Origin of the sequence: Lysinibacillus sp. FJAT-14745 (genome assembly GCF_001275675.1) — a bacterium.
Lineage (GTDB): Bacteria > Bacillota > Bacilli > Bacillales_A > Planococcaceae > Lysinibacillus.
In genome coordinates this window covers 486126-497985 of record NZ_LITM01000009.1, presented here as the reverse complement: position 1 = coordinate 497985, position 11860 = coordinate 486126, and the positions used below count along the sequence as shown (strand labels likewise).

13 protein-coding genes and 1 other annotated feature are annotated in these 11860 nt (G+C 36.2%); of the genes, 6 read left to right on the top strand and 7 right to left on the bottom strand.

The window, feature by feature from the left end:
* Nucleotide 1 precedes the first annotated feature (1 nt).
* Nucleotides 2–206: a binding site (T-box leader), on the top strand.
* A gap of 85 nt (nt 207–291) precedes the next feature.
* The gene (tyrS, locus tag AMS59_RS17540; protein WP_053485018.1) at nt 292–1560 is read left to right on the top strand and encodes a tyrosine--tRNA ligase; all 1269 of its coding nucleotides are present in this window, start codon (nt 292–294) and stop codon (nt 1558–1560) included.
* Nucleotides 1561–1998: 438 nt separating this feature from the next.
* Here the strand turns inward: tyrS and AMS59_RS17535 are convergent, their stop codons facing one another.
* Together AMS59_RS17535 and AMS59_RS17530 are read right to left on the bottom strand one after the other, a co-directional pair.
* Nucleotides 1999–2808, bottom strand: coding sequence for a cobalamin-binding protein (locus AMS59_RS17535; protein WP_053485017.1), 810 nt, complete (start codon nt 2806–2808; stop codon nt 1999–2001).
* Between the two features lie 118 nt (nt 2809–2926).
* A complete protein-coding gene (locus AMS59_RS17530; RefSeq protein WP_053485016.1) occupies nt 2927–4132 on the bottom strand; it encodes an iron-containing alcohol dehydrogenase in 1206 nt (401 codons plus the stop codon).
* A gap of 762 nt (nt 4133–4894) precedes the next feature.
* Between AMS59_RS17530 and AMS59_RS17525 the strand changes: the two genes are divergently transcribed.
* The 3 genes from AMS59_RS17525 to AMS59_RS17520 all read left to right on the top strand — a co-directional run bounded on the left by AMS59_RS17525 (nt 4895) and on the right by AMS59_RS17520 (nt 6170).
* Nucleotides 4895–5713 (top strand): S9 family peptidase, encoded by an 819-nt coding sequence (locus tag AMS59_RS17525; protein WP_053485015.1) that lies wholly within the window; start codon nt 4895–4897, stop codon nt 5711–5713.
* 69 nt (nt 5714–5782) lie between these two features.
* Nucleotides 5783–5959, top strand: coding sequence for a hypothetical protein (locus AMS59_RS25425; RefSeq protein WP_156304707.1), 177 nt, complete (start codon nt 5783–5785; stop codon nt 5957–5959).
* Entirely contained in the window at nt 5919–6170 is a 252-nt protein-coding gene (locus AMS59_RS17520; protein WP_199777782.1) for a hypothetical protein, read from the top strand. The genes AMS59_RS25425 and AMS59_RS17520 overlap by 41 nt, the downstream gene beginning before the upstream one ends.
* A 379-nt stretch (nt 6171–6549) precedes the next feature.
* Here the strand turns inward: AMS59_RS17520 and AMS59_RS17515 are convergent, their stop codons facing one another.
* Entirely contained in the window at nt 6550–6966 is a 417-nt protein-coding gene (locus tag AMS59_RS17515) for a transposase (RefSeq protein WP_053485013.1), read from the bottom strand.
* A 303-nt stretch (nt 6967–7269) separates the two neighbouring features.
* Here AMS59_RS17515 and AMS59_RS17510 point away from each other — a divergent pair, with 303 nt between their 5' ends.
* Nucleotides 7270–7857 carry a TetR/AcrR family transcriptional regulator gene (locus AMS59_RS17510; RefSeq protein ID WP_053485012.1) on the top strand — a complete coding sequence of 196 codons (588 nt, stop codon included), beginning with the start codon at nt 7270–7272 and terminating at the stop codon, nt 7855–7857.
* A gap of 2 nt (nt 7858–7859) precedes the next feature.
* The gene (locus AMS59_RS17505; protein WP_199777780.1) at nt 7860–8723 is read left to right on the top strand and encodes a CPBP family intramembrane glutamic endopeptidase; all 864 of its coding nucleotides are present in this window, start codon (nt 7860–7862) and stop codon (nt 8721–8723) included.
* Nucleotides 8724–9032: 309 nt separating this feature from the next.
* Here AMS59_RS17505 and AMS59_RS17500 read toward each other — a convergent pair whose 3' ends face one another.
* The 4 genes from AMS59_RS17500 to AMS59_RS17485 all read right to left on the bottom strand — a co-directional run bounded on the left by AMS59_RS17500 (nt 9033) and on the right by AMS59_RS17485 (nt 11626).
* A complete protein-coding gene (locus tag AMS59_RS17500) occupies nt 9033–9521 on the bottom strand; it encodes a DedA family protein (RefSeq protein WP_053485010.1) in 489 nt (162 codons plus the stop codon).
* Complete coding sequence (gene pssA, locus AMS59_RS17495; protein ID WP_053485009.1) at nt 9512–10045, bottom strand: CDP-diacylglycerol--serine O-phosphatidyltransferase; 534 nt, start codon at nt 10043–10045, stop codon at nt 9512–9514. The genes AMS59_RS17500 and pssA overlap by 10 nt, the downstream gene beginning before the upstream one ends.
* Nucleotides 10046–10439: 394 nt before the next feature.
* A complete protein-coding gene (locus tag AMS59_RS17490; RefSeq protein WP_082337559.1) occupies nt 10440–10865 on the bottom strand; it encodes a MarR family transcriptional regulator in 426 nt (141 codons plus the stop codon).
* 455 nt (nt 10866–11320) lie between these two features.
* Entirely contained in the window at nt 11321–11626 is a 306-nt protein-coding gene (locus AMS59_RS17485) for a hypothetical protein (RefSeq protein WP_234007836.1), read from the bottom strand.
* Nucleotides 11627–11860: the final 234 nt, after the last annotated feature.

Below are 11860 nucleotides of genomic sequence, written 5' to 3'. Positions count from 1 at the left end.
TTTTCTAGTGATGAAGAGCTTGCAGTAGTGTCTATTATTCCCTGTTTAGAGAGCCAGCGGTTGGTGAAAGCTGGTCATAATGTAGAGACGAATTACGTGCTTGGAGCTTAGACGTGCGCGCCTGCGATAAAGGCGATTGAATGAAGAGGAAGATGGATGACATCTTCAAGCCGGGTGGTACCGCGTTAGTGATTAACGTCCCTGCATGCAATGTTTTTGCGTGTAGGGACTTTTTTTGTTTCTAAAATAATTCTCCCTACACGAAATATTAAACACTTAGGAGGAATAAAAATGACAAATGAATTATTACAAGACTTAGAATGGCGCGGATTGTTATACCAACAAACTGATGCTGAAGGTATGACCAAATTATTAGATGAACAATCCGTATCTTTATACTGTGGTGTTGATCCAACTGCGGATTCTATGCATATTGGACATATTGTGCCTCTTTTAACGTTACGTCGATTCCAAAAAGCGGGCCACCGTCCAATTTTATTAGTTGGTGGTGCGACAGGGATGATTGGAGATCCATCTGGACGCTCTGAAGAACGCCAATTACAAACTGTTGAGCAAATTGATAAAAATGTTCAAGGTATCCGTAGTCAATTAGAGCGTATTTTTGATTTTGCAGAAGATGGTAATGGTGCTCAGTTAGTGAATAACCGTGACTGGATTGGTAATATCAATACGATTGAGTTTTTACGTGACTATGGGAAATTAATTAACGTGAACTACATGTTAGCAAAGGATACAATTGCATCACGCCTTGATACAGGGATTTCATTTACTGAGTTTGCGTATACTTTAATTCAAGGTATTGATTACAATCATTTATACAACCATTACAACTGTCGCATTCAAGTTGGTGGCTCTGATCAGTGGGGGAATATTACAACTGGTTTAGAAGTTATTCGCAAAACACATGAGGAAGAGACAAAAGCTTTTGGTATCACAATTCCTTTAGTAACGAAAGCAGACGGTACGAAATTTGGTAAAACAGCAGGTGGCGCTGTATGGTTAGATAGTAAGAAAACATCTCCATACGAGTTCTACCAATTCTGGATTAACGCTTCGGATGCTGACGTTGTAAAATACTTAAAAATCTTCACATTCCTTTCTCGTGAAGAAATCGAAGCTTTAGCAGTATCTGTAGAAGAGGAACCACATTTACGTAAGGCACAAAAAGCACTAGCTGAAGAAATGACTCGCTTAATTCATGGTCAAGAAGCATTAGACCAAGCAATCCGTATTACAGCAGCTTTATTCTCTGGTGACTTAAAAGCACTTTCTGCTGATGAAATGAAGGATGCATTTAAAGATGTTCCTTCTATTGAAATGGCGAAAGAAGATAAAAATATCGTGGATTTACTAGTGGAAGCGGGTATTTCACCTTCAAAACGTCAAGCTCGTGAAGACGTAACGAATGGTGCGATTAGCGTGAATGGTGAAAAGGTCACTGAATTAGAATATGTCATCGACGGCAAAGATCGTTTAGAAGATGCATTTAGCATTGTACGTCGTGGCAAGAAAAAATACCATATGGTGAAGTTTGTTTAATCCGAACAAACATGTCAAACATCCCCTCGATATTTGAGGGGATGTTTCTTTTGGTTGAAAAATGGTCAAGGAAATCTTTATGCGCTCTCCTATGGGCGAACGTTTAGCTGCTACCTTAGCTTTGCATGCGCTGATGCTGCGTTTTATCACTATAAATAAGTAACATGCCAGAAAATACACGCTAAATAAATTGGTTGATTGGAGTGGAGGCTGGGCGACTCCTTGGGGATTAGCGATATAGAGGAACGAAGGCTAAAAGCATCACGTCCTGTGATAACACCTTCGTGACCAACATCCTGTTGGCCCGAGACCCTGCAGCGAAGCGGCTCATCGGACGCCCCCAGGAAAGCGCCCAGCCGGAACGGAAATCAACCCCTCGCTTTGCTGAACAGCCACACTTAATTTAGTACGACAATGCTACTGACATATTGTTTCGTTTTACCTATTCAAAAAACTAGGACGCTTTACGTGCTTATATTCTTCGGGGTGAAGCAAATTAGCCAGCTTTAATGCACCCTCTATAAGGCGTGGTGATGGGCGACAATAAAGCCATTCCTCCATTACGTGAAGCTGATTCATTTTAACGGCTTGTAGCTCCTGCGCGTGTGCACGTTTTAATAAGTTAGCCGGTTGAATACGTTCAAAGGCAACTCCTACCCAAGCCATCATAATATAGTCTGGGTCGCGCCTTACTACATCTGCCCAATCACTTTGTACGCTTGCTAATTCTACATCTTGAAACAGATTTTCCCCACCAGCAATGGCACTTATTTCAGTTAGCCAATTAATTTTACCAGGCGTAAAGATAGGGTTTGGCCACCACTCCCAATAGAGAGTAGGTTTTTTAGGAATCTTTTGAGCAACTGAGCGAAGACGATCGATACATTGTAAATATTCCTCTGAAATTTCTTTTGCACGCCCTTCAACTCCACATGCTTTACCCAAAGTATGGAGATCTTGTGAGATTTCCTCTAATGAATTAGCATTAAAAATAATATGCGGAATATTTCTAGCTTGTAATGCTTCAATATTTTTTTCCATGCCAGGGACACTTAAGGATGCGAGTACAAGATCAGGCTGCAATGCCTCTAAAGCATCCATATCGATTGATAAATCTGGGCCAAGCTGAGGTAAGTCTTTTACTGCTAATGGCCAATCCGAAAAATCATCGACACCAACAAGCTGATCAGTCAAGCCTAAATAGGCAACAAGCTCGGTATTACTAGGACAAATCGAGATTAAACGCATCTTCTTATCTCCAATTCTTTTTAAGAAAAGTATAGCGAGTGTTGAAGTCACATACAATAACCGAATTCTGTCCTCAATAAAAAAAGGCATGCCAAGAGACATGCCTTCTGATTACTTATTAAGAAAGTGCGATAGCTTCGAGTGATTCTTCTTTTTTCGCTACAGGGCCCATCGCATTTGTAATAATTTGTTTAATGTCTTCTAAAGTTGCTTTACGTGGGTTTGTTGCAGCGCATACATCTAACATTGCATTTTTCGCTAAGATTTCAATATCCTCATCCTTCGCACCTAATTCGCGGAAGCCACTTGGAATGTTCAAATCTTTAGAAAGATTTTCAATTGCTACAATTGCTCTCTCAGCAGCATCACGTTTACTTAATCCTTCAACGTTTTCACCTAACAATTCAGCAATTATTGCAAAACGCTCAGTACGTGCTGTTAAGTTGAAGCGGCAAACGTGAGGCAATAAAATAGCATTACATACACCATGTGGTAGATTATAGAAGCCACCTAATTGATGAGCAATTGCATGTACATAGCCAAGTGATGCATTATTAAACGCCATGCCTGCTAAAAATTGTGCGTAAACCATTTGCTCACGTGCTTCTAAATCTGCACCGTTTGCATAGGCACGTGGTAAATATTCAGGAACTAATTGAAGTACCTTTTCAGCGCAAGCATCAGTAATTGGTGTTGCGTTTGTCGATACATATGATTCAATTGCATGTGTTAATGCATCTAAACCAGTTGCCGCAGTAAGAGCTGGAGGTAAGCCAATCATGAGCTCTGGGTCATTAATCGATAGTAGTGGGGTAACATGTTTGTCCACAATGGCCATCTTCACTTTACGAGCTGTATCCGTGATAATTGTGAAGCGAGTCATTTCACTTGCTGTACCAGCAGTTGTGTTAATAGCGATTAATGGCACCAATGGGTTTTGTGATTTGTCAACGCCCTCGTAATCATGAATGCGTCCACCATTCGAAGCAATAAGTCCGATACCTTTTGCTGCATCGTGTGCGCTACCTCCTCCAAGAGAAACGATCGAATCACAGTTTTCAGCATGATACACTGTAATGCCATCTTCAATGTTTTGATCTGTTGGATTTGGTTCTGCTTTCGGGAAAATTGCTACATCTATTCCAGCAGCTATAATGATGTTAGCAATTTGTTCAGAGAGACCTAGTTTGTGTAAGCCCTCATCTGTTACGATTAATGTCTTTTTCACTTCTAAATCATTTAAGCGTTTACCAACTTCTTGAATTGCTCCAGGTCCAAATAAGTTTGTTTTCGGCATAACAAATTGCTTTAGAACGTCTGACATATTTCCAACCCCTTTAAAATAATTGTTATTGCTTGAATGATGGCGAACCACCTTTCGAAATTCATAGTATTCTATTTTTTGTAAAAGTTCAACTCGTATTTTTATTAAAATTGTTAATTTTAATCATGTTATTATTTTACAAAAAAGTTAGATGGTTTTTTGATATGATGAAAGATTGAATTGTCTAGGATTATTGATTTGAAAACGTTTTGAAAATTGTTTTCCTATGAAAGTAAAATATATTTTTTGGAAATGTGTTCTATTTTAAAGAAGTGTTGAATAGTAAATAACTGATAATTTGTTTTTACTGTAATAGTAGTGATTAAGTTGTTTTTAACTGTGTAATTACTATTTTAAAGTACGTAAATAGTTGTAATTTACAGAATATTAAGTCTTCACTCTTTTTGAGATGTTTAAGGAAAGCCAGAATCCCACCAGTCACACTGTAAGGTTTAGGGCGAATGATATATTTATCTCGCTCCTAGTCTATCTTGTTATCACTTCTATAGTTTTGTTATTAAATATTTTTGGGTGGATTATTCGAATTTTAATTTAGGTGTATTGGTTTTATATAATCATAACGAGGGTATTGTTTTAAAGTACCCTGTTAAAATGAAAAAATGCATTTTTTCTCCCATCTGGTCAGTATATTGGGGATAAAATTTGCCTAGGGCTATTTACTTTATATTATTTTTTAGGTGACTCTGAACTACGTTTAGGTATGGAATGAAAAAAACAAGAAAAACATGTGGAGGTGCTCTTATGTGTATACGAATTAAACGATTCACTTACGGAAAAAATCAGTTGCAGTTTGGGGATCTCCGTCTCCCAGAAGGAGAGGGTCCTTATCCTGTCGCGATTGTTATTCATGGAGGATTTTGGAAAAATGTTTGGAACCTTGATATTATAGAACCTCTAGCAAAAGATTTGGCGTCAAGGGGAATAGCTACTTGGAACATTGAATTTCGTCGTGTTGGAGATGAGGGTGGAGGATGGCCGGGTACATTTATTGATGTTGCAAATGCAGCTGATTATTTACAACAATTAGCAGAAGAATATCATCTTGATTTAAATAGGGTCATTGCTATTGGGCATTCTGCAGGAGGGCATCTAGCTTTATGGTTAGCAGGTCGTAAAAACCTACCAGAAAATAGTGTTTTAAGAACAGCTGTTGAACCACTTTCTCTTAAAGGATCGATAAGCTTAGCAGGGGTTAACGATCTTGCACTCATGGATGATGTTCATCATTTACGTCTATCAGAAATTGGTTTAGCAAATAACTATCCTGTATCTGATTTGGTAGGTGGGTCATTCAAAGAGGTTCCGGAGCGTTATGAGCAAGCATCTCCGATTCAGTTATTACCCCTTCAGGTTCCACAAGTTCTTATTCACGGTTCGCTCGACATTAATGTGCCAATTGGAATTAGTTATAACTACAAACGTGTAGCGGATGCTTCTGGGGATCAGGTAAAAATGGTGGAAATCCCATCCGCTGAGCACTTTAAAGTGATTGACCCCGATGCCGAGGAATGGTCATATGTTATCACGGAAGTTACTAATTTATTGGATATCGTACTTTAGTAAAATATCACGGGGGTGCTATAGGCAATTATTATTCCTTTTTCAAACAACGCAGCATTTTATGGGGGGATGGGCATTACAATAGCTATTCAGGATGGTGTGATAATAGGGTACTCAGTAAATTTTCTAGAAAATGAATTAATTTTAGATATCGAAACGGTGGCAGATGAAATCGTAACTGTTACATTCGAGAATTATTTAGCACATGATTTTCATTCATGTAATGGCGGGAAGTATTTTATTTGATATTGATGAAGCTGATTTGAATACATGTTTTGTAGAGAACAGAGAACAATTTGAGAACTATAATTTATATGCTTGGCCGATTTGGTGTTGTAATACGAATGAACTCGAACAAGACTTACAAAAAGATAAGTATAAATGCTATGTTATTAGTGCGTCACTAGGATTAACAGGTTATGTATTCGCTAAAGCACTTAAAATCAAAAGGAAATGATAAGTTTAGGTGAGACTTACTAAAGTTTGTGAGGTATTCTACTTAAACTCCCCGAAAGAACGTAATCATCTTTCATTTTCTGTGGTGTAGAGCTAATTTTACACGCAATGGATGGCTAACGGGTGGTTTAGTTAAATAATCCATAATAAGACCACTTCGTGATGGGTGATTTTTGATATTAATTGTGTATTTTACTTAATCAGAGCAGCTACAAAAAGTATGGCTGCTTTCTATTTTGTGAGGATGTTAAATTTTATTACCATTATCTGTAAAGAAGAAACTCCGTAATAATTAATAGTGCCATGCTTTAAATCGATATTTTTCCACCTTAAAGCTAACGTTTCACCACGTCTAATGCCAGTAAAAGCAATAGTTCTAATTATGGCATAAGAGGTTCATTGCGAACATTATAGGGAATGACTGCGCCCATTTGATCCCCTTGTAATTGACGGTAAATGGGCTCATAATCATGCCCTGCGTCTAAAATTGCGGTCGTGAAATGCTCTGGAAATTGATCTTCTACTTTCTTTAAAAGAGGAGTCGCTACCTTACTATCTGACAAATTAGCAGATGTCATAAGGCGAGAGGTGATATATTGACTCTTTGTGGTTACCGCGAGATGACCTTTAAAGCCAAACCAAAACCAAAACGTATTTTTACCGTCACTGTTCTTTTTGATGCCCCAATTCGGTTCGATGGGCGCATCTTGCCACAATGTCTCCAGTGGTATATCGAGCTGGTCCTTGATTTCTTTTTCATAAGTTGATTGATGAGCTTGTATTTCTGCTTGTTCCATAAGCCAAGCGTCTCGTTCTTCTTTTAATTTTCTAGGCTCATTTGTTTTACAATAGTCATAGGGCCTTCACCACATTCAGTATGGTTTAGTTTCGTTGCTACCATTATACCGAATTTGGGGAGGTGCCCGTTTTTTATTGTTTCGGAACCCTTGATGCTAAAGGGAATAGAATTATGAAATTAACTCGAATAAAACCTATTAAAGTTTTTATTTTCAGGACACTTTTCAGGCATATTTGCAATTTTATTGAATTTTATTGAATACTATTTCAATGAAAATATTTTCAATAAAAGGGTGAGGCAAATGTCGATTAGACATGAACAGAAGGAGCAACGAAGAGCTTTAATTTTACAATCTGCATTAGATTTGTTTATTCGGAAGGGGTATGGTGAAACGAAAGTTGCTGATATTGCTAAAGCTGCTGATATGAGCATGGGGTTGCTTTTTCATTATTTTGACTCTAAGGAAAAGCTTTATGAAGAGTTAATTCGCATAGGGTGTGAAAGACTCAAGATGGATTTTAATTTTATGAATGAATCGCCATTGGCAATTTTTACAGCGGCTGCTGAGGATTTGTTTGACATGATCCGTACAAACCCGTCTGCTGCAAAAATGTTTGTGCTAATGGAAAATGCACAACATCTTGATTCCTTGTCGGAAGATTTAAAAGAAATGCTTACAGAAGCTGATAAATTAATAAAAAAGAGTATTTCATTAATAGAGAAGGGGCAATTACTAGGTGAAATTAAACAGGGAAATGCTGAAGCACTTGCGGTAGCATTTTGGTGTTCTATACAAGGAATCGCCCAATACATTGCACTGCATCCCGAAACTCCTTGTCCCAATTCAATGTGGGTTATTTCAATCCTTGAAAACAGGGAGGTGGAATGAAAGTGAAAACTAAACGGAACTTAATAATCTTTATAGTTGTTGTTTTGCTATGTGGTTGGCTTGGCGTTTTTGTAGATCGTTTCATCCCTGAACAGCCTAAAGGTGACACGCTTGGGATGGGCATTTGGCTAGTATTTCCGTTGCTGACGACTATACTGTTACGTGTCTTTGCAGGAGATGGTTGGCGAGATATAAGCTTATTACCTAATTTGAAAGGTAACATAAAATGGTATATTGTCTCGCTCCTAGTCTATCCTGTCATCACTTCTGCAGTTATGTTAGTAAGTTATTTATTTGGCTGGATGGATTTTTCAGATTTTAATTTAGATGCAATAGTTTCAGTTTTCGTTGGTGGTTTACTGATTCAATTTGTTAAAAACTTTTTTGAGGAATCCGTTTGGAGAGGTTATTTGACAAATAAACTTTCAACGTTAAAAATAAATGATTTTTGGTTGTATTTTATTGTTGGTGGCGTTTGGGGAGCTTGGCATATTCCGTATTTTTTAGTGTTCTTATCAGAAAGTGATATTTTCAGTGTACTTCCTGTAAATCGGTGGCTATTTGCGTTAATAGGTATTGTGACGATGATTTGCTGGACAGTAATGTATACAGAAATTTATTTAATGACGAAAAGTATTTGGCCACTTGTCCTTATGCATATGACAGAAGATGCACTTGTGAATCCACTTATTCTTGATGGCTATATCAAAATTGCTCAAGGGAAAGAATTCTTTGTTTCTCCAACGGCAGGCATTATTACTACAATTCTTTACCTAATGGTAGGCCTTTTATTGCGAACTAAACGAAAAAAGCTGGAGAGGGAAAATGTATCAAAATCAACTACAATAGCTATCGTGAAAGTTTAGCACACGATAATAAACGAAAAGCACATGATGGACTATTCATGTGCTTTTTTGAAAAAGTTATAAAGTTGATAAAAAAGTAGATGTAGTATACGAGCACAATTAAAATTATTCCTAAAGATTTAACGTTAATAGCTATGAACAGTAGCAAGATATACGAATAAAAAGCAGTACCGCCGCAATAAAATCGTTGGCACTGTTCTGCCTTTTATTCAGTTGAAAGTGCTTTGTTAATTAAAATGCACTTGCTACTTTAACATTCTTTTCAAGCCCTATTTAGGTCGATATCCCAATAATGGAAATGGACTTGAATTAATAATGTATAATCCCAATGACTTTTCCAATTGAAATGAAAGTGAAACACCATAAAAAAGCACCAATCGCAGCAAACGTTATATATGTTTTTAATTCCATTTTGCCGATTCCCGCAAAGTAACAGGTTACATGTCTGAAACCGGGAATGAAGTATCCGAAAACAAGTGAGTACGGCCCGTATTTTTTCATCCACTTTTCTACTTTCATCATTCGCTTTTCTTTCAGTCCGATCCATTTTCCATATTTGATGATTAAAGGACGACCAGCTTTTCTTCCGACTAGATAACTGATCATCATCCCTATAAGCGCTCCTGCAAAACTAATGAAAATAGCAAGTTCATAATTCAACAAATGAATATTTGTAAAATAACCGACAATTGTCATTAGAACTTCATCAGGTATGGGCAATCCAACAATACCAAGAAGCAACATTAAAAAAATCGCTAGATAGCCATAAGATGTAATTAAATCCTGAATTAATTGCATCTTTCCACCTCTGAATTTTCAACCGTAAGTCTTTTAAAATGTGGAAACTTAATTTTGCTCACCATCAAATATGAAAGCACACATGTGCCTAAAGCTAATACGATTGAGTTATTCATGAAACTTAATATAACAAGACATATTCCTGCTAATGGAATCGGCATTCCAATGAATGTCGGAGACTTGCTTTGATGAACATTAAATCTAGAAAGGCGAATCGCTCCACAAGTGCCATATGCCAGCGTACACAAAGTCCCGATAAACGGAATACTATACAACGCTACATTGTAAGCGAGCATAGCCGGAGCCACACCAAACGTAATCAAATCAGCAAAAGAATCAAGTTCTTTCCCAATATCCGAAACGGCATTTAGCTTACGTGCGGCCATGCCGTCGAAAAAGTCAAGAAACATACCAACGAAAATGAAGGTCACTGCTGAATAGATATCATGAAATAGCAAAGAGTGAACGGCAAGAAGTCCGCAAATAAAATTTCCTATTGTAATCATACAGGGTATATGCTTCAAAGTATAAAAACCTCCATTTCATTCAAATCAACACAATGGATAGAAAAACAGTCTTATAGAGAAATGGTCACGTTTTATTTTTGATTTTCTCAACAAACTGCAATTATATTGTGAAAGGTATTTGAGTAAACGATAATACTAGGCACAACTTTTCGAGTTGAGAATTGTCTAGCTTCACAAAGAGGGGTGAGTTCATTCCAGTAATAAATTCTTGCTCTTTCCCGGCAGCTTTTGATAAAAATATCGCCGGGAAAGAGTAAGTCAAATGTGAGGAGTTATCGCCAACACTGCCCAAAAGCCATGTCATCTCTCTGAAGATTACTCTTTTCATCGTAGATCTTTTAATTTCTTAAAGAGCTGCTAACAAAAGAACCGCTTGCTGAACCATCTGTAATTACTCCATAGCTTCTTTTGTTAGTATTTTTAAAGTTTTTTCAAATTGTTCCATTTCCTCTGCGGTACATCTTTTTTTCAAATTTGAAATTATATTATTTATATAATTATCATTAAGACAGTAATAATCCATGAATTTATCTGTTACTTGAAGGTAATAGACGCGTTTATCTTTTTCATCATTGAATTTTGTAAGATATCCTTTTTTAATCAATTTGTTGATTCTATACGTTGCATTTGGCTGTGATATATTAAAAAACTCTGCAAGTTCGCTATATGTAGGTTTGTTTAAGAAATATACAACTTCAAGGCATGCCATTTCTACAGCACTAATATTTTCAATCTCTACTGTTTGACCGTGAGCTGCCTTTTTATAAAAATTCATAGCAAGTTTCATATACAAATCTTCAAAGAGCTCATTTAACACATTTTTTCTCCTTTCTACAATAAACTTAAAATATTTTAATTAAAATATTTTAAGTTTATGTTAAATCAAATAATCTTCATTGTCAAATGCTATAAAAAATCTAATTCAATACTGTAAAATGGTTGATTGAAACGATATGAAATGAGATTTAGGTAGTGCAATGAGGATAGATAAAAATGAGCAAGTATTACATGAATGATGGTGAGGTGTATTTCATTTAGACAAAATAGCCGGAACTCTAAGTTCTGTTTTAGCAGATAATACTTTGAAGGACTAAAAATATTCATTGCGCAACGGAGTGAGTAAACAATTCCTTGTTCTTTAATTAGAAAAATAGGTTGTAATTAAAAGTACGCTAGAAATACAATTAGTTTCATAATTCTAACTAATAATTCCATATCTATCACACAAACCCCCTTAATTTCTAGGGGGTTTGATTTATCAATAATTGTATACTAAATTGAACTTTTATAAGCCTTCATTGTTGCGCTGAACTTAGTATTTTTTAAACCTTTTTGCAAATTATACATCCCTAATGACCCTAATTCATTTGATTTAGGATTTAAAAGACCACTTCTAGCAGCAGTTTTGAGTGTTTCAATTTGTTTAGCAGATAGTTTTGAGGTTTTGCTTTCTTCGAGTATCTTATTTACATTTTTTATCGCTTCTTGATCCTTTTTAGAAGTACGGTTAATATTACTGTCCTTTTGTTCAGTAAAACTATTGTTCTTATACGTTCCTCGAATCCTTAAATATGGCATGACTGAATTCCTTGTAGATATCATAATTAATTTTCACCATCCTATTAGAATTTTTTAGTATTTATCATACTTATTCTAGTATCGTACTGAATTAAGAATAAATAAGCTTTTTTATTAAAAAATACCATCTTACCCAATATAATGTTTTATAAAAATTCTCACTAGCGTCGCATTAAAATAATTCCACGCTAATATTTAAACTGAATTTTCTGTAATATATTCCAGGCACGAAAA

Excerpts from the sequence above, each read along its gene's own strand:
- AMS59_RS25425 (WP_156304707.1), top strand. The coding sequence starts at position 5,783 with ATGGGCATTACAATAGCTATTCAGGATGGTGTGATAATAGGGTACTCA.
- tyrS (WP_053485018.1), top strand. The coding sequence starts at position 292 with ATGACAAATGAATTATTACAAGACTTAGAATGGCGCGGATTGTTATAC.
- AMS59_RS17485 (WP_234007836.1), bottom strand. The coding sequence starts at position 11,626 with ATGCCATATTTAAGGATTCGAGGAACGTATAAGAACAATAGTTTTACT.
- AMS59_RS17535 (WP_053485017.1), bottom strand. The coding sequence starts at position 2,808 with ATGCGTTTAATCTCGATTTGTCCTAGTAATACCGAGCTTGTTGCCTAT.
- AMS59_RS17530 (WP_053485016.1), bottom strand. The coding sequence starts at position 4,132 with ATGTCAGACGTTCTAAAGCAATTTGTTATGCCGAAAACAAACTTATTT.
- AMS59_RS17525 (WP_053485015.1), top strand. The coding sequence starts at position 4,895 with ATGTGTATACGAATTAAACGATTCACTTACGGAAAAAATCAGTTGCAG.
- AMS59_RS17520 (WP_199777782.1), top strand. The coding sequence starts at position 5,919 with ATGATTTTCATTCATGTAATGGCGGGAAGTATTTTATTTGATATTGAT.
- AMS59_RS17500 (WP_053485010.1), bottom strand. The coding sequence starts at position 9,521 with ATGCAATTAATTCAGGATTTAATTACATCTTATGGCTATCTAGCGATT.
- AMS59_RS17510 (WP_053485012.1), top strand. The coding sequence starts at position 7,270 with ATGTCGATTAGACATGAACAGAAGGAGCAACGAAGAGCTTTAATTTTA.
- AMS59_RS17515 (WP_053485013.1), bottom strand. The coding sequence starts at position 6,966 with ATGGAACAAGCAGAAATACAAGCTCATCAATCAACTTATGAAAAAGAA.